The organism is Streptomyces sp. NPDC052225, from assembly GCF_040679615.1.
Taxonomy (GTDB): domain Bacteria; phylum Actinomycetota; class Actinomycetes; order Streptomycetales; family Streptomycetaceae; genus Streptomyces.
This window is the reverse complement of record NZ_JBFAVD010000030.1, coordinates 1-19,925: the sequence shown is the minus strand read 5'-3', so window position 1 is coordinate 19,925 and position 19,925 is coordinate 1. Positions and strand designations below refer to the sequence as shown.

General features: G+C 71.7%; 22 protein-coding genes. 6 read left to right on the top strand and 16 right to left on the bottom strand.

Translation table 11 applies throughout. From position 1 onward, the window contains the following. Position 1: 1 nt before the first annotated feature. The 7 genes from AB0L37_RS32395 to AB0L37_RS32365 form a co-directional block, all read right to left on the bottom strand. Complete coding sequence (locus AB0L37_RS32395; protein ID WP_365513529.1) at positions 2-454, bottom strand: hypothetical protein; 453 nt, start codon at positions 452-454, stop codon at positions 2-4. Continuing rightward, entirely contained in the window at positions 451-1,104 is a 654-nt protein-coding gene (locus AB0L37_RS32390; RefSeq protein ID WP_365513526.1) for a response regulator transcription factor, read from the bottom strand. The genes AB0L37_RS32395 and AB0L37_RS32390 overlap by 4 nt, the downstream gene beginning before the upstream one ends. Beyond that, a complete protein-coding gene (locus AB0L37_RS32385; protein WP_365513523.1) occupies positions 1,089-2,336 on the bottom strand; it encodes a sensor domain-containing protein in 1,248 nt (415 codons plus the stop codon). The genes AB0L37_RS32390 and AB0L37_RS32385 overlap by 16 nt, the downstream gene beginning before the upstream one ends. Positions 2,337-2,455: 119 nt before the next feature. Next, a complete protein-coding gene (locus tag AB0L37_RS32380) occupies positions 2,456-3,028 on the bottom strand; it encodes a winged helix-turn-helix domain-containing protein (RefSeq protein WP_365513521.1) in 573 nt (190 codons plus the stop codon). A 104-nt stretch (positions 3,029-3,132) separates the two neighbouring features. Further along, positions 3,133-3,258 (bottom strand): hypothetical protein, encoded by a 126-nt coding sequence (locus AB0L37_RS32375; RefSeq protein ID WP_338695872.1) that lies wholly within the window; start codon positions 3,256-3,258, stop codon positions 3,133-3,135. Positions 3,259-3,365: 107 nt separating this feature from the next. Then, on the bottom strand, positions 3,366-4,397 hold the full coding sequence (gene glnII / locus AB0L37_RS32370) for a glutamine synthetase (RefSeq protein WP_365513517.1): 1,032 nt from the start codon (positions 4,395-4,397) through the stop codon (positions 3,366-3,368). A 168-nt stretch (positions 4,398-4,565) separates the two neighbouring features. Then, on the bottom strand, positions 4,566-4,931 hold the full coding sequence (locus AB0L37_RS32365) for an arsenate reductase family protein (protein ID WP_365513515.1): 366 nt from the start codon (positions 4,929-4,931) through the stop codon (positions 4,566-4,568). Between the two features lie 134 nt (positions 4,932-5,065). On the opposite strand from AB0L37_RS32365, the gene AB0L37_RS32360 reads away from it, so the two are divergent. Beyond that, the gene (locus AB0L37_RS32360; RefSeq protein WP_365513512.1) at positions 5,066-5,347 is read left to right on the top strand and encodes a hypothetical protein; all 282 of its coding nucleotides are present in this window, start codon (positions 5,066-5,068) and stop codon (positions 5,345-5,347) included. A gap of 209 nt (positions 5,348-5,556) precedes the next feature. On the opposite strand, the gene AB0L37_RS32355 is transcribed toward AB0L37_RS32360, so the two are convergent. After that, positions 5,557-6,738: a winged helix DNA-binding domain-containing protein gene (locus tag AB0L37_RS32355; RefSeq protein WP_365513704.1), complete on the bottom strand. Its 1,182-nt coding sequence runs from the start codon at positions 6,736-6,738 to the stop codon at positions 5,557-5,559. Positions 6,739-6,878: 140 nt separating this feature from the next. Here AB0L37_RS32355 and AB0L37_RS32350 point away from each other — a divergent pair, with 140 nt between their 5' ends. Beyond that, positions 6,879-7,370 carry a hypothetical protein gene (locus AB0L37_RS32350; protein WP_365513510.1) on the top strand — a complete coding sequence of 164 codons (492 nt, stop codon included), beginning with the start codon at positions 6,879-6,881 and terminating at the stop codon, positions 7,368-7,370. Positions 7,371-7,388: 18 nt separating this feature from the next. Beyond that, complete coding sequence (locus AB0L37_RS32345; RefSeq protein WP_365513507.1) at positions 7,389-8,735, top strand: DUF2252 domain-containing protein; 1,347 nt, start codon at positions 7,389-7,391, stop codon at positions 8,733-8,735. Between the two features lie 28 nt (positions 8,736-8,763). Here the strand turns inward: AB0L37_RS32345 and AB0L37_RS32340 are convergent, their stop codons facing one another. Continuing rightward, complete coding sequence (locus AB0L37_RS32340) at positions 8,764-9,198, bottom strand: Imm21 family immunity protein (RefSeq protein WP_365513702.1); 435 nt, start codon at positions 9,196-9,198, stop codon at positions 8,764-8,766. 305 nt (positions 9,199-9,503) lie between these two features. After that, entirely contained in the window at positions 9,504-10,913 is a 1,410-nt protein-coding gene (glnA, locus tag AB0L37_RS32335) for a type I glutamate--ammonia ligase (protein WP_365513505.1), read from the bottom strand. A 201-nt stretch (positions 10,914-11,114) separates the two neighbouring features. Here glnA and AB0L37_RS32330 point away from each other — a divergent pair, with 201 nt between their 5' ends. After that, positions 11,115-11,582 (top strand): RDD family protein, encoded by a 468-nt coding sequence (locus AB0L37_RS32330; RefSeq protein ID WP_365513502.1) that lies wholly within the window; start codon positions 11,115-11,117, stop codon positions 11,580-11,582. 128 nt (positions 11,583-11,710) lie between these two features. Here the strand turns inward: AB0L37_RS32330 and AB0L37_RS32325 are convergent, their stop codons facing one another. The 4 genes from AB0L37_RS32325 to lipB all read right to left on the bottom strand — a co-directional run bounded on the left by AB0L37_RS32325 (position 11,711) and on the right by lipB (position 14,812). Next, positions 11,711-12,415 carry a DUF4191 domain-containing protein gene (locus tag AB0L37_RS32325; protein ID WP_365513499.1) on the bottom strand — a complete coding sequence of 235 codons (705 nt, stop codon included), beginning with the start codon at positions 12,413-12,415 and terminating at the stop codon, positions 11,711-11,713. Between the two features lie 43 nt (positions 12,416-12,458). Beyond that, positions 12,459-12,656 (bottom strand): hypothetical protein, encoded by a 198-nt coding sequence (locus AB0L37_RS32320; RefSeq protein ID WP_365513496.1) that lies wholly within the window; start codon positions 12,654-12,656, stop codon positions 12,459-12,461. 272 nt (positions 12,657-12,928) lie between these two features. Continuing rightward, positions 12,929-13,894: a lipoyl synthase gene (gene lipA, locus AB0L37_RS32315; RefSeq protein WP_338695848.1), complete on the bottom strand. Its 966-nt coding sequence runs from the start codon at positions 13,892-13,894 to the stop codon at positions 12,929-12,931. A gap of 114 nt (positions 13,895-14,008) precedes the next feature. Next, complete coding sequence (gene lipB / locus AB0L37_RS32310) at positions 14,009-14,812, bottom strand: lipoyl(octanoyl) transferase LipB (RefSeq protein WP_365513492.1); 804 nt, start codon at positions 14,810-14,812, stop codon at positions 14,009-14,011. A 220-nt stretch (positions 14,813-15,032) separates the two neighbouring features. On the opposite strand from lipB, the gene AB0L37_RS32305 reads away from it, so the two are divergent. Further along, positions 15,033-16,469, top strand: a complete 1,437-nt coding sequence (locus AB0L37_RS32305) for a regulator (protein WP_365513489.1) — start codon at positions 15,033-15,035, stop codon at positions 16,467-16,469. Between the two features lie 275 nt (positions 16,470-16,744). On the opposite strand, the gene AB0L37_RS32300 is transcribed toward AB0L37_RS32305, so the two are convergent. Both AB0L37_RS32300 and AB0L37_RS32295 read right to left on the bottom strand, forming a co-directional pair. Next, entirely contained in the window at positions 16,745-18,073 is a 1,329-nt protein-coding gene (locus tag AB0L37_RS32300) for an NAD(P)/FAD-dependent oxidoreductase (RefSeq protein ID WP_365513486.1), read from the bottom strand. Between the two features lie 196 nt (positions 18,074-18,269). Further along, positions 18,270-18,905 carry a TetR family transcriptional regulator gene (locus tag AB0L37_RS32295; protein WP_365513483.1) on the bottom strand — a complete coding sequence of 212 codons (636 nt, stop codon included), beginning with the start codon at positions 18,903-18,905 and terminating at the stop codon, positions 18,270-18,272. Between the two features lie 120 nt (positions 18,906-19,025). Between AB0L37_RS32295 and AB0L37_RS32290 the strand changes: the two genes are divergently transcribed. Continuing rightward, the gene (locus AB0L37_RS32290) at positions 19,026-19,826 is read left to right on the top strand and encodes an SDR family oxidoreductase (RefSeq protein WP_365513480.1); all 801 of its coding nucleotides are present in this window, start codon (positions 19,026-19,028) and stop codon (positions 19,824-19,826) included. Positions 19,827-19,925 lie beyond the last annotated feature (99 nt).

Sequence of the window (19,925 nt, the reverse complement as noted above, 5' to 3'; positions counted from 1 at the left end):
ATTACGTACGCAACGGAGGCCGCCCGTGTTCAACCGCTCCCCGGAATTCCCCTCCGGCCGCCCGGCCCCTGCTTCCGCGCCCGGCCCACAGCACATGTCCGACGGCCGCCGCGACCACCCCGGCCCCGGTGTACCCGGCGGCCATGTCGGCCTGCGGCGGCGGCACCCGATGCGCGTCCCCCTCGGCCGAGACCCACACCCGGTCGCCGGTGATGTCGCTGGTGCCCTCGCCCTCCTCGTCCCACACCCCGTCCTCGGGCTCACCCTCGACCGGCCCGCGCACCAGCCGGCCGTCCTGGTCCCGCCACGCGAAGTGGTCCTCCTCGCGCCCGTCGACGACGGTCGCCCAGTACCCGGCGACATACGCGTGCGTCGCCACGGCCGCGAACCGCAGGGGCACCACGAACGCGACGCCCGCCGCCAGCCACAGGACCACCCGCACCGCACGTCTCACCGTGTGCCCCGGTCGAGATACGCGAGGACGGCGAGCACCCGCCGGTTGTCGTCGTCGGAGACCGGCAGGCCGAGCTTGGCGAAGATGTTGGACGTGTGCTTGGCGATCGCCCGCTCGGTGACGACGAGTTCGGCCGCGATGGCCGCGTTCGACCGACCCTGCGCCATCAGACCGAGCACCTCCAGCTCGCGCGGCGTGAGCCCGCCGAGCGGCGCGTCCGCGGCCCGCCGCGACAGGAGCTCCTTGATCACGGTCGGGTCCATCGCCGTGCCGCCGGCCGCGACCCGCCGCACCGCGTCGATGAACTGGTCCGCGTCGAACACCCGGTCCTTCAGCAGGTATCCGACCCCGCCGGTGCCGTCGGCGAGCAGCTCACGCGCGTACAACTGCTCCACGTGCTGGGACAGGACGAGCACCGGAAGCCCCGGCCGCGCCCGCCGCGCCGCGAGCGCGCACTGCAACCCCTCGTCGGTGTGCGAGGGCGGCAGGCGTACGTCGACGACGGCGACATCGGGGTTCAACTCGGCGAGCGCCTTGGTGAGTTCGGGCCCGCTCTCGACAGCGGCGGCGATCTCGAAGTCGTACGCCTGAAGCATCCGCACCAGACCGTCCCGCAGCAGGAACAGGTCTTCGGCTAGGACAACACGCAAGGGATCTCCATGGTCACCATGGTCGGACCGCCCGCGGGTGAGCTGACGGCGAGGACACCGTCGAATGTACCGAGCCTGCGCTCGATCCCGGCAAGCCCGCCGCCGGGCGCGACCACCGCACCACCGTCGCCGTCGTCCGTCACGGCGATCCGCAGAAACCCGTCCGCGTACCGGATGTCGACCCAGAGCCGGTCCGCGCCCGCGTGCTTGACCGCGTTCGCAAGCGCCTCGCTGACCGCGAAGTACGCCGCCGACTCGACCGGCGCCTCCGCCCGCCCGTCCAGCTCCACGGTCACCTCGACCGGCAGGCTCAGGCGCAGCGCCAACGCCCGTACGGCATCGCCGAGTCCGCGCTCGGCGAGCACCGGCGGGTGAATGCCGCGCACCAGGTCCCGCAGCTCGGTCAGCGCCTCCGCCGAGGACCGGCGGGCCTGCGCGAGCAGCGCCTTCGCCCTGGCCGGATCCTTCTCGATCAGCATCTCGACGGTGCCGAGGTCCATGCCCATCGCGACGAGCCGGGCCTGCGCCCCGTCGTGCAGATCCCGCTCGATGCGCCGCAGTTCGGCCGCCGAGGTGTCCACGGCGTCGCGCCGCGTCTCGGTCAACACCTTGACGCGCTCGGCGAGTTCACCGTCGGCCGGGGCGAGCACACCGCGGGTCAGCAGGAAGTGCGCGCGCAGCAGCAGGGGCGCCGTGAAGACGCCGGTGACGAGCAGCGCGGTCGCGAGCAGCCCGGCGAACAGGGCCGATTCCGGACCGGTGACCGGCACGAACCCGTACCAGTACCCGACGGGCGCGAGGACCCGCCACAGCCCGGCCGCGATGGCGTACCCCTCCAGCGGATAGAACACGAGGGCCGCGGGCAGCAGCGCCGTCACGAACCCCGCCGTCATGTCGGCGAGCAGCCAGCGCAGGTCCCGCCAGGTCGCCGGGTCGGCGAGCATCAGCCGGCACCGCTCGACGTGCCCGACGATCTGCGCGGCGGGCAGCGGCCGGTATGTCGCCGGGACGCGCACGTCGGACCACTCGGCGGCGATCACCCGCCGCCAGTTCGCCCAGTGCCGGACCAGGTCGAGGACCCACGGTGTGGTCAGCACGCCGACGCCGAGCACGATGAAGACGATCGACAGGAACGACAGCAGGAACAGCGTGAGGGAACCCGCCAGGCTCACCACCGCGAGCACCAGGCCCCGTACCCCCGCCACCGCGGCGTTCCGCGCCCTCGCCACCATCGCCACTCCGTCCGTCCCGTTCCCCGACACCCCATAGTGTCGCCGGGGACGGCGCGCCGGGGCAGTGGGACCGGCACCCGTGCCGGGGTGTACCTGGCGACACCCCGGCACGGGTCGGGTCAACGCCCGGCCGGCGGCGCGTACTTGTAGCCCACCCGCCGCACCGTCTGGATCACCGCGCGGTGCTCGGCGCCCAGCTTGCGGCGCAGCCGGGCCACGTGCACATCGACGGTACGGCCGTCGCCCACATGCCCGTACCCCCACACGGTGGTGACGAGCGCGTCCCGCGTGTGCACCCGGTGCGGATGCGCGACCAGATGCGCGAGCAGCTCGAACTCCAGGTAGGTCAGGTCGAGTTGACGCCCGTCGACGCTCGCGGTGCGCCGCGCGCTGTCGATCCCGATGAGCGCGTCGGGGGAGGCCTGTGGTGCCGCCGGGGCGGGCTCGGGAGCGGTGGGCAGCAGCGGCTGCTGATCGGCCGGTACGAGGACCAGGTAACCGATCATCGGCGGGCGGCCCGGCAGCGTCGGCAGGGCGTGCGGCGGCGCGGGCAGCAGCGTGGCGCCCGGCGGCAGGAACTCGGCGACGTCGACGAGCGGCGCGAGCGGCGCGACCTCGTCACGGTCGACGGCGCGCAGCCGGGTGCGGGCGGCGGGGGAGGGGGCAACGGAGAGCGGGCGGGCGTGAGCCATGGTGGTCGTCTCTTTCGCGCGAGAGGCCGTCTGAGGAAGGGACGTACGTCATGCGCGCGGACCGAAGGCCGCCGGATCGATCTGACTGATCTGCCGGAGCGGTTTTAGAGGGCCTGCGCGTTCGTCGCGCGGCAACACACCCGGTCGAAGTCGTGGTGCTGGCGGGAGGGCCAGAACGGCTCGAGGTCGTGACGACGACCCCGCGCGGTGATGTTCTGGAAGCTGGCCATGTCCCTCATTGAAGCAGATGGATCGGGCAAAGCAGAGGGCGCCCGCTCAACATGCGGACGCCCTCGGACACTTCATGGCCGAATCACGGCCGTTACGCGCCCCTCGCTCAGACCTGTCCGGCCTTCTCCAGGGCGGAGCAGCAGGTGTCGACGAGCAACCGCGTCACGACGTACGGGTCGACGTTGGCGTTCGGACGGCGGTCCTCGATGTAGCCCTTGCCGTCCTTCTCGACCTGCCACGGGATGCGGACCGAGGCGCCACGGTTCGAGACGCCGTACGAGTACTCGTTCCACGGGGCGGTCTCGTGCAGGCCCGTCAGGCGGTCGTCGATGCCGGCGCCGTAGTTCTTGACGTGGTCCATCGGCTTGGACCCCTCGCCGAGCGACTCACAGGCGGTGATGATGGCGTCGTAGCCCTCACGCATGGCCTTGGTCGAGAAGTTGGTGTGCGCGCCGGCGCCGTTCCAGTCGCCCTTGACCGGCTTCGGGTCGAGGGTCGCGGAGATGTTGAAGTCCTCGGCGGTGCGGTAGAGCAGCCAGCGGGCGACCCACAGCTGGTCGGAGACCTCCAGCGGGGCGAGCGGGCCGACCTGGAACTCCCACTGGCCGGGCATGACCTCGGCGTTGATGCCGGAGATGCCGAGACCGGCCTTCAGGCAGTTGTCGAGGTGGGCCTCGACGACGTCACGGCCGAAGATCTCGTCCGAGCCGACACCGCAGTAGTAGCCGCCCTGCGCGGCGGGGAAGCCGCCGACCGGGAAGCCGAGCGGGCGGTCGCCCTCGAAGAAGGTGTACTCCTGCTCGATGCCGAAGATCGGCTCCTGGGCGCCGAACTTCTCCTCGACCTCGGCGAGCGCGGCACGCGTGTTGGACTCGTGCGGCGTCATGTCGATGTTGAGGACCTCGCACATGACGAGGACGTCGTCGCCGCCGCGGATCGGGTCCGGGTACACGGCGACGGGCTTCAGCACGCGGTCCGAGGCGTGCCCCTCGGCCTGGTTGGTCGAGGACCCGTCGAAGCCCCAGATCGGCAGCGCGTCCAGGCCCTCCGGGGAGCCGGCGATTATCTTCGTCTTCGAACGAAGCTTGGCGGTCGGCTCGGTGCCGTCGATCCAGATGTACTCAGCCTTGAAGGTCACGGGCCGGCTCCTCAGTCACGGGTCTCTATCTGCCGGGCAGCCTGTCAACAGGCGATTTCCCGGCCGTTGCCCGTTTGTGAACCCCGTGTTACCGGGGGCGCCGGGGACGGGAGACGCCCCGTGAACTCGTATGCGATGGGTTTACGCGAGGGCCGCGCCGCTCCGGCTCTACCCGCGCCGCTTGAGCGCGTCCCGTACGGCCTCTTCGCTGCGGCCCACCACGGCCGTGCCGTCCTCGGCCGTGATGATGGGGCGCTGGATCAGCTTCGGGTGGGCGGCGAGGGCCTCGATCCACCGGTCGCGGCTGTCCGCGTCGCGCGCCCAGTCCTTCAGGCCCAGCTCCTTCGCGGCGGCCTCCTGGGTGCGGGTGATGTCCCACGGTTCGAGCCCGAGCCGGTCGAGCACGGCCCGGATCTCGTCGGGGGAGGGGACGTCCTCCAGGTAGCGGCGCACCGTGTAGTCGGCGCCCTCCGCGTCGAGCAGGGTGAGCGCGCTGCGGCACTTCGAGCAGGCGGGGTTGATCCAGATCTCCATGGGGCCAACGGTACGCGAGGCGCTTCGCGGGGCGGGCTCAACTGGGGCTTGGCCAGCGGCTTTTGTCAGTGGGCGGCAGTAGAATAGAAGCAGTGTTCGAGAGCTTCGGGGGCTCTCGGCCTCGCGACAGGAGGATGCCTGTGCCCGCTGCCGCCGCGCCGATGCTGATCGATCTGCCGTACGCACCACTGGAGAAGAGGGCGCTCCCCGCGGGGCGTCCCCGTGACTGGTACATCACGCACAACCGCCGGCTCAAGGCGATGCGCCTCGCGATAGCCCTGCTCGACTCCGGCGTCTACCTTCCGAACCAGGCCCACAACCGAAGGATCCGCTCCACGGCCGAGCTCATCGGCATCCACCCGCCGTCGGACACGACGTGTCACATGGTGCGGGCGCTGATGCGCTACAGCCGCTGACGGTTCCTTCGTCCCCCGGCGCCCGGAGGTTCCGGGTTCCGGGGGCTCGTTGCCGGGTGCGGGTCGTGTGAAGGCGAGCGGCTTCGCCGCTCGGCCTTTATCGGGGAAATGCGACGCGAAGCGTCTGCATTTCAGGGGCGCGGGGAACTGCGCGACCAGCCCCCACTCACCCGCAGAGGCCCCCCAACAGAACCCCGAACCCGCACCCCCTACCGCCCCGCCAGCTCCCGCTCAAGCGGCGTCCGAAACCGCGGAGTCACCCGCACTCCGTCCAACCACGCCGCAAGCCGCCCCGCCGCCTCGGCAACGGCCCGCTCCACCTCCACCCCACCGGCGGGATCCAGCAGCCGCCACACCACCTCCCCGTCGGCCCGCTGCCCCCACCCGCCCACGATCCGCCCGCCCCACCACACCGTCGGCCCGATGTTCCCGCTCCCGTCGAACAGCGCGGGCCGCATCTCCTGCGGGCAGTACCAGTCTCGCTCCTGCCACCCCATCGCGGTCGGATCGAGCCCGGGCAGCAGCGTCGCGAACGGCTCCAAGTCGCCCTCGGGCGCATCGAGTTGACCCGGGAGGACGTACCCCACCCCGCCCCCGTCCAGCGACACCTCGACGGCCCCGGCCGAGACCAGCGCCCGCCGGACGTCCGTGACCTTCCACCCCGTCCACCACTTCAGGTCCGCCTCCGTCGCGGGCCCGCACACCGCGAGCCAGCGCCGCAGAAGCTCCAACTGCGCGTCGGGAACCGGCAATTCGGGATACGGCGGCATCACCGCCCACCGGAACTGAGTGGACGTCCACGACCCGAGCGGCCGCCCCCGCACCACCCGCCCCTCCACCCCGAGCACGCGCATCAGCCGCGACGACACCGTCTGCACAGCCTCGTAACTCTTCCCCTTCCCGTACGTGAACTGCTCGCGCAACCGGGGCTCGTCCAGGGCGAGTTCGGAGACCGTGGCCTGCCCGCGCCGCTCCAGCGCGCGCAGCGCCGACGCCTCGACACCCTTCAGCCACTCCTCCGTGAGCCGCCCGTCGCTGCCGGCGGCGATGTCCTTGAGCAGCGCGGCCCGCGCCTTCGCGGCGACGGCCAGCCCGGTCGACGCGTGCACCGTCGCCGCAAGCTCCGTGGGGAACACGAACACGGTGTGCCGCATGCCGTGCATCCGTACGAGCGTCCTGTCCTCGTAGAGCGCGCGCTCCACGTCCGCGACCGTCGACGCGGGATCGGCGAGCCGCGCGCCCACCGCCAGATACACCGTGGCCGGATCCGTGCCGTGCAGCGCCACCAGCGACCGCGCCACCTCCTCCGCGCCGCCCGCCCGTGCCGCCGGAGCCAGCCGGTGCCCGAGCGCGAGCCGGGCGCGCCGTTCCTCGTCGTCGATGTGCCGCATGCCGCTCATGCGACTCATCCTGCCCGAAGCCACCGGCGCCGGCCGGGTCACCTGTTTGCCGTACTTGGCATGCGGCCCCCCACGGGCGCACCGTTGACTGGGGCGACCGGCAGTGACGGGGCGAGCGGAGGTGTTCGGACATGGCGAGCAGGCACGGTGTGCGAGGCGTACGGGTGGCGGGCGCGGCCCTGTTCGCGGCGGCCCTGGCTCTCGGCGTGACGGGCTGCGACAGCGACACCAGCCCCTCCGACGCCGCGTCGAAGGCGGTCGGCGCCGCCTCATCGGCCGCGTCCAAGGCGTCCGACGTGGTGGCGTCCGCGACCGCGCAGGCGCAGGAGAAGTTCGACGACATCAAGGGCGGCGTCGACGCCAAGGACGACGTGAAGCTCGGTGACGTGTCCAAGGACGACGGCCGCGCCACCGTCCCGGTCAGCATCACCAACGGCGCCGACGCCAAGAAGTCGTACGCGGTCCAGGTCGACTTCCGCGACAGCGGCGGCAACCTCCTCGACACCGTCGTCCTCACCGTGAAGGACGTCGACGCGGACACGTCGAAGGACGCGAAGGCCACCAGCAACCGGTCCCTCGACGGCGACGTCACCGCCGACGTGGCCCGCGCCATGCGCTACTGAGCGCGCAGGCGGCCCGCCATGAGCACCCCGGCCGACCGCGCAGCCCAGGGAAAACGCGCCCGCAAACACGCCCCCCGCTCCTCCCACGCACCCTGGATCCCGGGCGCGGACCGCCCCGACCCGGTGGTGGTCCTGGAGCGGCAGGCCACCGACCGGCTCCAGGACCTGCTGCCGATCCGGTACGGGCGGATGGCGGCGAGCCCGTTCGCGTTCCTGCGCGGCGCCGCCGCCGTGATGGCCGGCGACCTCGCCGCGACCACGCACACCGGTCTGACCGTCCAACTCTGCGGCGACGCCCACCTGTTGAACTTCGGCCTGTTCGCCTCCCCGGAGCGCGCGCTCGTCTTCGACCTCAACGACTTCGACGAGACGCACCCCGGCCCCTTCGAGTGGGACGTCAAACGCCTCGCCGCGTCCATCGCCGTCGCCGCCCGCGACAACGGCCACTCCGACAAGCAGGCCCACGGTGCGGTGCGCGCCTGCGTCGCCGCGTACCGGACGAACATGCGGCGCCTGGCGGGACTCGGCGAACTGGCCGTCTGGTACGAGCGCATCGACGCGCACGCCCTGCTGCCGCTGGTCAGATCCCGGCGCCACCGCCGCCGCGTCGAGCACACCCTCGCGCACGCCACCCGCCGCACCAGCCTCCAGGCCCTCGGCAAACTCACCGAGACGACCCCCGAAGGACGACGCCGCATCATCCACGACCCGCCGCTCCTGGAACCGGCGGGCGTCACCGACGCCGCCGCCATCCGCAAGATGTTCGGCGACTACCGCTCCACGCTCGCCGAGGAACGCCGCCGCCTCCTCGACCGCTACCGATTCGTCGACGCGGCCCGCAAGGTCGTCGGCGTCGGCAGCGTCGGCACCCGCTGCTTCATCGTGCTGCTCGCCGGCCGCGACGCCGACGACCCGCTCTTCCTCCAGATCAAGGAGGCCACGCGCTCGGTCATCGAGGAGCACATCCCGTACCACGGCCCGTACATCCACCCCGGCCACCGCGTCGTCTCCGGCCAGCGCCTCCTCCAGGCGACCGGCGACATCTTCCTCGGCTGGATGTCGGGCCCCCAGGGCCGCGCCTTCTACTGGCGCCAGCTGCGCGACATGAAGGGCTCCGCGGACGTCGCGGGCATGCCCCCGGACGAACTCCTCGCCTACGCCCGCCTGTGCGGCACGGCCCTCTCCCGCGCCCACGCCCGCTCCGGCGACCGCATCGCCATCGCCGCGTACCTCGGCGGCGCCGACACCTTCGACCGCGCGATCGCCTCCTTCGCCCTCCACTACGCGGACCAGACAACCCACGACCACGCCACACTCCGCAAGGCAATATCAGCCGGCGTCCTGACGGCTACCCCGGGCGCCTGACGACCTCGACGGACGTGTGCGGGCCGTGTCACCTTCCGTCTTCGTACGCCGTGATTCGCACGAGGCCGAACGAGGTCCGAGGGGTCGGCTCCACATACGCGTACTCGGCGACGTAAACCCCGGCGGGCAAGGCGATGAGCAGGTGATTGTCCGGCTGGTGGCCACGAAGTTCGGTGCCGGACCAGGCCGCGTCGAAGAGGACGACAGGGCCGGCGGGAAGGTGCCAACGCACGGGGGATCGCCAGTCGGCCAAGGCGACGGCGGGGTCGAGCGCGGCGAGGATGTCGCTTTCGGAGTCGGCTCCGCTCCACCGGACGAAGAGCATGCGGTCGGGCAGGAAGGTGGTGGGGTCGGGGCTGTCGGCCAGGACCAGAGCCTCGGTGTCTCCCACGCGCAGCGTGCCTATGTAATCGTCGACCTGGCAGGCCCGGTTCGTAGTCGTCCAAGCCGCTGAACTCGTCAGTGCCCGGCGTCTCCGTATCCGTACACCAAGAAGCCAGGGCTGATTCGGGTACGACGATCAGGGGGCCACCCCCCGACTCGACCCACAGCAGCGGCTTGTGCGGAGTGGCCTCAGACATGCCGGAAGGCTAACCGGCGACGCCCTCCGGGTGGAGATCGGTGCGCAGCGGGCTCCTCGGTGTCAGAAGGCGGTCGGGTCGCCGGTGGGGCACTGCCGTACAACGAGTGAGGCCGCCACCCCGGTGGGGGTGGCGGCCTCACTTTTGCTGGCGCTACGTCAGAGAGCGGGTCACCTGGACCTGATCTCTAGATGTCGAAGTACAGCTCGAACTCGTGCGGGTGCGGACGAAGCTGGATCGGGGCGATCTCGTTCGTGCGCTTGTAGTCGATCCACGTCTCGATCAGGTCCGGCGTGAAGACGCCGCCCGCGAGGAGGTACTCGTGGTCGGCCTCGAGGGCGTCGAGGACCGCCGGGAGGGAGGTCGGGACCTGCTGGACGTTCGCGTGCTCCTCGGGAGCCAGCTCGTACAGGTCCTTGTCGATCGGCTCGGCCGGCTCGATCTTGTTCTTGACGCCGTCCAGGCCCGCCATGAGCAGGGCGGAGAACGCGAGGTACGGGTTCGACGACGGGTCGGGCGCGCGGAACTCGACGCGCTTGGCCTTCGGGTTCGAGCCGGTGATCGGGATACGCATGGCCGCGGAGCGGTTGCGCTGCGAGTACACCATGTTGACCGGAGCCTCGAAGCCCGGGACCAGGCGGTGGTACGAGTTCACCGTCGGGTTCGTGAAGGCGAGGAGGGACGGGGCGTGCTTGAGGATGCCGCCGATGTAGTAGCGGGCGATGTCCGAGAGGCCCGCGTAGCCCTGCTCGTCGTAGAAGAGCGGCTCGCCGCCGGCCCACAGGGACTGGTGGACGTGCATGCCCGAGCCGTTGTCACCGAAGATCGGCTTCGGCATGAAGGTCGCGGTCTTGCCGTTGCGCCAGGCGACGTTCTTCACGATGTACTTGAAGAGCATCAGGTCGTCGGCCGCGGCGAGCAGCGTGTTGAACTTGTAGTTGATCTCGGCCTGGCCGGCGGTGCCGACCTCGTGGTGCTGGCGCTCGACCTGGAGGCCGTTCTTGTCCAGCTCCAGGGAGATCTCGGCGCGCAGGTCGGCGAAGTGGTCGACCGGCGGGGCCGGGAAGTAGCCGCCCTTGTAGCGGACCTTGTAACCGCGGTTGTTCTCGACCGCGCCCGTGTTCCAGGCGCCCGCCTCGGAGTCGATCTCGTAGAGCGAGCGGTTGGCGGAGGTCTCGAAGCGGACCGAGTCGAAGACGTAGAACTCGGCCTCGGGGCCGAAGTACGCGGTGTCGGCGATGCCGGTGGAGGCCAGGTACGCCTCGGCCTTCTTCGCCACGTTGCGCGGGTCGCGGGAGTACTGCTCGCCCGTGATCGGGTCGTGGATGAAGAAGTTGACGTTCAGCGTCTTGTCGCGGCGGAAGGGGTCCACGCGGGCGGTGGACAGGTCCGCGCGCAGCGCCATGTCGGACTCGTGGATGGCCTGGAAGCCACGGATCGAGGAGCCGTCGAAGGCGAGCTCCTCGGCCGGGTCGAACGCCGCAGCCGGGACCGTGAAGTGCTGCATCACACCCGGCAGGTCGCAGAAGCGGACGTCGACGAACTTGACGTCCTCGTCCGCGATGAACTTCTTGGCGTCATCGGCGTTCTGGAACATCCAACTCCTCCTACTCCCACCCGGGGAGGGGCGGGGTTGCAGCTCTCGGTACAGCTCGACAGTGCGGCCAGTGCGGTGGCACACGCTGGGACCCGACCATAGGCAGACGTGATTTCTCAAGCATGACCCATTTGTTTCGCCCAAGTTAACCGGACCAGGGGCCAAGGCGGCCTCAGGAACGCGGCGCAGTACCGTTGATGCGTGGACAACAGGGAAGCAATGGGATCGTGGCTGTCTGGGCCTCGCGAGGCCCTGGAAAACGCGGGCGCGGACTTCGGCTACCGCGGTGAACAGCTCGGTCTGCCGGAGTCGGGGCCGGGGTCGATCGCCCGCCCCGGGCGACGGATCGGAGCGCTCGCCGTCGACTGGGCGCTGTGCCTGCTGATCGCATACGGCCTGGTCACGCACGGCTACGACCAGGCGACCAGCAACTGGGCCCTGCTCATCTTCTTCGTCCTCGGCGTTCTCACGGTCGGCACCATCGGCTGCACCCCCGGCAAGCGCCTCTTCGGCCTGCGCGTCGTCTCGGAGGCGGGCGGCCGCCTCGGCGCCGGCCGGGTCGTCGTCCGTACGGCGCTGCTGTGCGTGGCGATCCCGGCGCTGATCTGGGACCGGGACGGGCGCGGTCTGCACGACCGTCTGGCCCGGTCGGTCGAGGTCCGTATCTGACGCGCCGGGACGCGCCGGGGGACGCGAAGGACGGCGACGTCAGAGAGACGGCGGAGAGACACGGCAGCGACAAAGGCGCCCGGGACCGAAGTCCCGGGCGCCTTTCATGTTCGAGCGGCGACGCGAGGTCACCTGGTGCGGCCGCCGCCGCCCTTCGGCATCCGCATGCCCTTCGGCATCGGGCCCTTGGGGAGCGGCATGTTGGACATCAGGTCACCCATCGCCCGCAGCCGGTCGTTGGTCGCGGTCACCTGCGGGCCGGTCAGCACGCGGTTCAGCTTCAGCATGGTGGTGCGGAGCTTCTTCAGCGGGACCTGGCCCTCGCCGTTGCCGACCACGATGTCGTGGACCGGGACGTCCGCCACGACGCGGGCCATCTTCTTCTTCTCGGCCGCGAGCAGCGACTTCACCCGGTTCGGGTTGCCCTCGGCCACGAGCACGATGCCGGCCTTGCCGACCGCGCGGTGCACGACGTCCTGACTGCGGTTCATCGCGACCGCGGGGGTCGTCGTCCAGCCGCGTCCGATGTTGTCGAGCACGGCCGCCGCGGCGCCGGGCTGTCCCTCCATCTGCCCGAAGGCCGCTCGCTCGGCACGGCGTCCGAAGACGATCGCCATCGCGAGGAAGGCGAGCAGGAAGCCGAGGATTCCGAGATAGATGGGGTGACCGATCAAGAAACCGATCGCGAGGAAGACACCGAAGGTGACGATTCCCACAGCCGCGAGTACAAGACCGATCTTCGAATCGGCCTTGCGGGTCATCTTGTAGGTCAGAGCGATCTGCTTGAGTCGCCCTGGATTCGCAGCGTCCGCTGCCGTGTCCTTCCTCGCCATGCCTGAAGTCTACGTGGCCGGGGACGCCGCAAGTACAGCAGCATCAGCTCCGGGCGGAGACGGACTCCAGGACCCGCTGTGCCTCGACCCGGTCCTTGGCCCGGCGGCGGTCCTCCAGGACGGAGGTCCAGGCGTTGCGGCGGGCCGTGCGCTGGCCGCTGCTCATGAGCAGCGACTCGACGGCGCGCAGGGCGTCGGTGAACGTCGGAATGGCGGTGGCGCGTACGGGCGCGGCCTGCATCGTGGAGGTCCCCCCTCGAAGGCGGATCACGGGCTCACGCCGGGTGTGCGCGAGCCGTGATTTCACGGTCACTGATTGGTGTTACCAGGGCGTGACCGGACGGTCAAACACCCATGAAGCCTTGATGCGCGGGGCTCAAACACGGACGCGGCCCTGACGTTCGCCCTCATCTGCGAGGACGGTCAGGACCGCGTCCCATCGGCCACTACTGATCAGTAGCCACTTGTGCGTGAATTCACACGCGGTGCACCCGGGTCGGGCTCACCGAAGTGTCAGACCGCCTGAGAGGCGACGTACGCGCCCCGCTTCTCGATCGCCATCTGGTACAGGCGGCCGGCGCGGTACGAGGAGCGGACCAGCGGGCCCGACATGACACCGGAGAAACCGATCTGCTCGGCCTCGTCCTTGAGCTCCACGAACTCGTTCGGCTTGACCCAGCGCTCCACGGGGTGGTGCCGCACCGACGGGCGCAGGTACTGCGTGATGGTGATCAGCTCGCAGCCGGCCTCGTGCAGCTGGCGCAGCGCCTCGGAGACCTCTTCGCGGGTCTCGCCCATGCCGAGGATCAGGTTCGACTTCGTCACCAGGCCGTACTCGCGGGCCTCGGTGATGACCTTCAGCGAGCGGTCGTAGCGGAAGCCGGGGCGGATCCGCTTGAAGATGCGCGGCACCGTCTCGACGTTGTGCGCGAAGACCTCGGGGCGGGACGAGAAGACCTCGGCCAGCTGCTCGGGCACCGCGTTGAAGTCGGGGGCGAGGAGCTCGACCTTCGTGCGGCCCTCGGCGCGCTCGGCGGTCTGCGCGTGGATCTGGCGGACCGTCTCCGCGTACAGCCAGGCGCCGCCGTCCTCCAGGTCGTCGCGGGCGACGCCGGTGATCGTGGCGTAGTTCAGGTCCATCGTGACGACGGACTCGCCGACGCGGCGCGGCTCGTCGCGGTCGAGGGCCTCGGGCTTGCCGGTGTCGATCTGGCAGAAGTCGCAGCGCCGCGTGCACTGGTCACCGCCGATGAGGAACGTGGCCTCGCGGTCCTCCCAGCACTCGTAGATGTTGGGACAGCCCGCCTCCTGGCAGACGGTGTGCAGGCCCTCGGACTTCACGAGGTTCTGCATCTTCGTGTACTCGGGGCCCATTTTCGCCCGGGTCTTGATCCACTCGGGCTTGCGCTCGATGGGGGTCTGGCTGTTGCGGACCTCCAGGCGCAGCATCTTGCGTCCGTCGGGTGCGACTGCGGACACGACCGGCTCCCTAAAGCTTTGATTCCTCGGCGTACCTCAGGGTACGCCCGTGATGTTCATGGCCCTCACGGATGGCCAACCTCTGGCCATCGGGGTGCATTCCCCGGAGGGGGATCAGGCCGAGGCCCGCTCGATCTCGCGCGGCTTGAGGTCCGCGTTCCCGAGCACGTCCTGCAGGTGCTTCTCCGCCACCGGCAGCACCTCGTCCATCGTGACCTCGCGACCGAGTTCGTACGAGAGAGAGGTCACGCCCGCGTCGCGGATGCCGCACGGGATGATCTTGTCGAAGTTCGAGGTGTCCGGGTTCACGTTCAGCGCGAAGCCGTGCATCGTGACGCCCTTGGCGACGCGGATGCCCATGGCGCAGATCTTGCGGTCCTCGTGGCGCTGGCCCGCGTTCGACGGCGCGTACTCGGGGCCGACCAGGCGGTGGTCGAACTCCTCGTCCTCGCTGCTCAGACGCGGGTTGAAGTCCAGGGAGAGGCCGCCCAGATTCGTACGCTGCTCAATGGGATCGCCGAGGACCCAGACGCCCGCGCGGCCCTCGACCCGGGCCGCCTCGATGCCGAACTCGGCGCAGACCGCGATCATCGCGTCCTCCAGACGGCGCAGATGCGCGACCACGTCCACCGGGCGCGGCAGCTTCTGGATCGGGTAGCCGACGAGCTGGCCCGGGCCGTGCCAGGTGATCTTGCCGCCGCGGTCCACGTCGATCACCGGGGTGCCGTCCAGCGGACGCTCCTCGGGGGCGGTGCGCCGGCCCGCTGTGTAGACCGGCGGGTGTTCGAGGAGCAGACAGGTGTCGGGGATCTCGTCGGCGAAGCGGGCCGCGTGCACCCGGCGCTGCTCGTCCCAGGCGACCTGGTACTCGACCATGTCCGCACCGAACCCCATGCGGACGAACCGGAACTCACTCACGGCAAGCGCCTCCCTAGAACCTTCACCGTGCACGTATCGCGCCCCGAGTCACTGTACGGCTCCCGGATCGCGGGACCTCCGTGTCAGCGTCTCGGTCCCATCGTCACACGATCGGATGAAGGCCCCGCGAAGACCCCTGCGCGCTCCGGTATCGCCGCTACATTCGCGCCGTTCCATGAGGGCTGCACCCCGGCCCGGAAGGCAGGAGACCGCACAGCTGATGACGGAACGACCTCCGCAGCGCACACCGAACCGCCAGCTCGCCGCGCTCATCGCGGAGGCGGGTTTCTCCAACGCGGGGCTCGCGCGCCGCGTCGACCAGCTAGGGCTCGAACACGGTCTTGACCTGCGTTACGACAAGACATCCGTGACCCGCTGGCTGCGCGGGCAGCAGCCGCGCGGCACGACACCCGCGCTGATCGCCGAGGTGTTCACCCGGCGCCTCGGGCGCCGGCTCTCCGCCCAGGATCTGGGGCTCGACGCCTGCGCGCCCGTCTACGCGGGCCTGGAGTTCGCGGCGTCGCCCGAGGAGGCCATCGACATCGTCAGCGGCCTGTGGCGCAAGGACTCCGGCAGCCATGCCGAGCTCCGCAAGATCGCGTTCACCCCGGCCGGACTCGTCGTGCCCAGCCGGGACTGGCTGATCGGCCGCGCCGACGACCGGGTCTCCCGCGGCGACCTCGCGCCCCGCGTCCCCGTCCAGGGCCGCCCCGTCGTGCCGCGCCAGCGCACCCAGACCGAGCGCGGCCCCGGGCAGAAGGTGACGACCGGCGACATCGCGGCGCTGCGCTCGGTCAGCGAACTGTTCCGCGCGCTCGACCACGCCTACGGAGGCGGGCACGCGCGCCAGGCCCTGGTGCGGTACCTGGAGCACGAGGCCGAGCCGATGCTGCGGGGCGCGTACGGGGAGCAGACGGGGCGCAGGCTCTTCGGGGCCGTCGCCGACCTGACCCGGCTGGCGGGCTGGACCTCGTACGACATCGCGGCGCACGGACTCGCCCAGCGCTACTTCGTGCAGGCGCTGCGGCTCTCGCAGGCCGCGGGGGACCGGATGTACGGCTCGTACGTCCTGGTCACCATGAGCCGGCAGGCCGTCTACCTCGGGCACGGCCGGGAGGCGGTGCAGCTGGCGCGGGTCGCGCAGCAGGGGGTCGGGGGGGCGGCGCCGCCCGTGGTGCAGGCGCTGCTGCACGCCGTGGAGGCGCGCGGGCACGGGGTGCTCGGCGAGATCCGCGCCTGTACGTCGTCTCTCGTACGGGCCGAGCGGGCGCTGGAGACGGCGCGGGCCGGGGACGACGTGCCGCCCTGGGCGCGGTTCTTCGACGAGGCGCAGCTCGCCGACGAGTTCGGGCACTGCCACCGCGACCTTCAGCAGTACCGGGCCGCGGCGCAGCACGCCGAGCGGTCCTTGCAGCTGCGGGCGCCCGGCTTCGCGCGCAGCAGGCTGTTCTGCCGGGTGGTCCTCGCCTCGGCCCGGCTCGGGCTCGGGGAGCTGGACTCGGCGTGCGCGCTCGGGGCGGAGGCGGCGGCCGCGGCGGCGGACATGCGGTCGGTGCGGGCGCACGAGTACGTCAGGGAGTTCGAGCGGCGCCTTGAGCCGTACCGCGACGCGGGGCCGGTGCGGGGGTACCGGGAGAAGGTCGCCGCGCTGGGGTGAGGGCTCAGGGCGGCGCGGCCACCGCGGACGCGCTCAGGGCCTCTCCCAGGCGATCAGGCCGGCCAACTCGCCGCGCAGGGACGCCTTTTCGGCCCCGATGGAGCGCAGGGGCAGGGGGATGGACCAGTCGGTGGGGCGGGGGATCACGGGCACGGGGTGACGTCCACGGAAGCTCCGGTGCGGTGACAAGTCGCAGGAGATGTCAGGGAGTTGGTGCGCCCGCCCCCGGATCGTTCCACGGGGACGGGCGCGGCTCGGGGGAAGGGGCGGGCGCTTCAGGCGGCCTCGCCGGCGGGCACCTCGGACGCGACCGCCGACGAGCCGGCAGCCACCGGGATGCCCAGATCCGTCAGGACCGCGCGCGCCGCGCGCCGCCCCGAGTGCAGCGCGCCCTGCACCGTGCTCGTGTCCCGGTGGTCCCCGCACACGTAGAGACCGTCGAGGAGTCGCACCGGGCGGCGCGGATCGTGCGGGGCGGGCATCGTGGGCACGGCGCGCGGGTCGTGGTGGACGGCGAGGGTCTCCCAGGCGGACATCGACGTGCCGTACAGCGCGGCGAGTTGGGCCCGCAGCTCGCGCTCGCCGGGCGGCGCCCCGAGCACGGTCGACGAGACGAGGGCGCGCCCGGCGGGGGCCCGCGTCGGGTCGACCTGACTGATCACCGAGGTGTGCGCCACGGGCCCGGCACGGTCGGCGTCCAGCAGCAGCGCCGCGTCGGCGAGCGGCGGTTCGGGCACGGCGTGGTGCACGACGGTCACCGGGTGGAAGGCGGGCACGCGCAGCCCCGGGAGCAGCTCGGCGGCGGCGACCGCGTCCGTCGCCAGCACGACGCTGCGGCACCTCAGCCGGCCGTGCTCGGCGGTGGTCACCGAGTCCGCGGCGATGGCCGTCACCCGGACCCCGGTGCGCACGGTGCCCGGCGGCAGGCCCGCCGCGAGCAGTTCCGGCAGGGCGTCCGCGCCGCCCTCGGGCACGGCGAGGCGGCCCGCCGCGTACGCGTGCAGGGCGAGGTCGGCGCATCGGCTGGACGTCGTCAGGTCCGGGTCGCAGAGCAGCGCGGAGAGCAGCGGCCGTACGAAACCGTAGAGCGTCCTGGGTGGCAGGCCCCGGGCCAACAGGGCCTGTCCGACGGGGAGTTCGGGTCGGGTGAGGAGCCGGGCGGGCGGGGTCGCGGCGAGCCGGGCGAGGGCGGCGCCCAGGCGCGCGTGGTCCAGGGGTCCGCCGAGCGGAGGCCGGACGCCGCGCGTCGGACGGGGGGCGCTCGCGAGGGCGCGTGCCGCACTTAATGCGCCCCTCGCGCGCCGGGGGTGCGTCGGCTCCCCGGCGCGATGGCGGCGGCCCTCGCTGTGCACCAGCACGCCGGGGGTGAACGGGCGCAGCACCAGGCCGTCCAGGCCCGGCGTGTGCCGCAGTTCGGGGTACGAGGTGGACAGCAGCTGGCCGATCCGGTCGAGCCGGAACCCGTCGACCTTCTCGGTGGACATGCGGCCGCCGGGCGTTGCGGCGGCTTCCAGGACCAGGGGCCTCACGCCCGCCCTGGTCAGGTGGCGGGCGGCCGCGAGTCCCGCGACCCCGGCTCCCACGATGACGACGTCCGCGTGCACGTGTGCCTCCGGAGGTTGGGCGGCTGACGGCTGGGAGCGTCATGCCCCCAACGCGCCCCCGGAATACCTGAGTTCGGGGGTCGAGCGTAGGGCCGCGCGCGGTGCGGGGGAGTCGCGCGCAGGGGCGGCACGGAGGCACGCCGTGCCGCGGCGGTGCGCCCCGGTGCTCGGGGCGCACCGGTGTCCGGGGGCCGGGTCAGAAACCGGCGGTGAGCGAGCGCAGGCAGCGGACGGTCAGGTCCGCGGGGGAGCCGGGGCCGGACGTGCCCGCCTCCGTCGGCGCCCACACCTCCAGCGCCACCCGGATCGCGTCGGTCGCCGCGGCGGCGGCGAGGCGGGCCTCCAGCTCGTCCGCGCCGGGACCAGTGAGCCGGGTCACCACCGGCAGCAGCTTCTCCTCGGACTCCTGGTTGACCCGGTACCAGACGGCCCGCAGTGCCGGATCGTGCCGTGCCGCGCGCAGCAGCCCCCGGGTCCGGCGCAGCCCCTCCCGCGCCTCCTCGCCCGGCTCCGACAGGGACGCCACGGCGGCGGCCTCCAGGGCCTCCCGCAGCGGCGTGCCCGGCGGCGTGGCGTCGAGCAGCTCGCGCCAGCGGTCCGCGCCGGACGCGAGCAGCGGGCCGACCGCGTCCTGCTTGTTGCGGAAGTACCGGTAGAAGGTGCGCAGCGCGACGCCGGCGCGGGCCGCGATCTCCTCGGCGGTCGTGCCGTCGGGCCCCTTGTCGGCGAACAGCTCGGCGGCCGCGCGCGCGATGTCGAGCTGCGTCGCGGCCTTGCGGCGCTCGGTCAGCGTCAGCGGGGGCGGCGGGGTGGGCGTCCTGGGCTCGGTCACGTACGGAAGGGTAGCCGCGAAGGAAGAAAGTGGCACGAAAAGTCGTTATGGCAAAACGTGCCACCCAGGCGTACGGTGGCACCGCGCCAACGCGCCACCACCGCTTCACAAGGAGTCGACATGAACCGTTACGAAGGCCGCCGCGCCCTCATCACCGGCGGAGGGTCCGGCATCGGCCAGGCCACCGTGCTGCGGATCCTGGCCGAGGGCGGCCGGGTCGTCGCCGCCGACATCAGCGAGGACGGCCTCAAGGACACCGTCACCAAGGCGGGCGCCGACGCGGAGCGCCTGAGCACCGTCGTCGTGAACGTCGCCGACGAGACGTCCGTACGCGAGGCCGTCGCCTCCGCGGTGGCGACGCTCGGCGGCCTCGACGTCCTCGTCAACGCGGCCGGCATCCTGCGCTCCGGCCACACCGACCAGGTGACCCTCGCGGACTTCGAGCAGGTCATCCGGATCAACCTGACCGGTACGTTCCTGATGATCCGCGAGTCGGTACCGGCGCTGCTCGACGGCCACGAGTCGGCGGTCGTCAACTTCTCCTCGACCGCGCAGAACTTCGCCCACCCGTACATGGCCGCGTACGCGGCGTCCAAGGGCGGCATCCAGTCCATGACGCACGCCCTCGCCATGGAGTACAGCAAGCGCGGCATCCGGTTCACCGCCGTACAGCCCGGTTCGATCTCCTCCGGCATGACGGACGGCTCCGGCCGGGCCAAGCAGTCGGTCGGCCCCGGCCTGCCCGCCGACGCGGACATGTCCCTGTTCCAGAAGACGGCGCCGATGCTTCAGGTGGGAACGGGTGAGTTCAACTTCGCGGGGCCGGACGCGGTGGCTGCCGTGGTGGCGATGCTCGCCTCGCACGACGGGTACTTCATCACCGGGACGGAGGTTCGGGTCGACGGGGGCAGCCACATGTGACGGGGGTGCGTTGCCGGGTGCGGCTTTCGTCGTGGCTGGTCGCGCAGTTCCCCGCGCCCCTGAAGCATGCGCTGCGCGCAGCTTCCCCAGGGGCGCGGG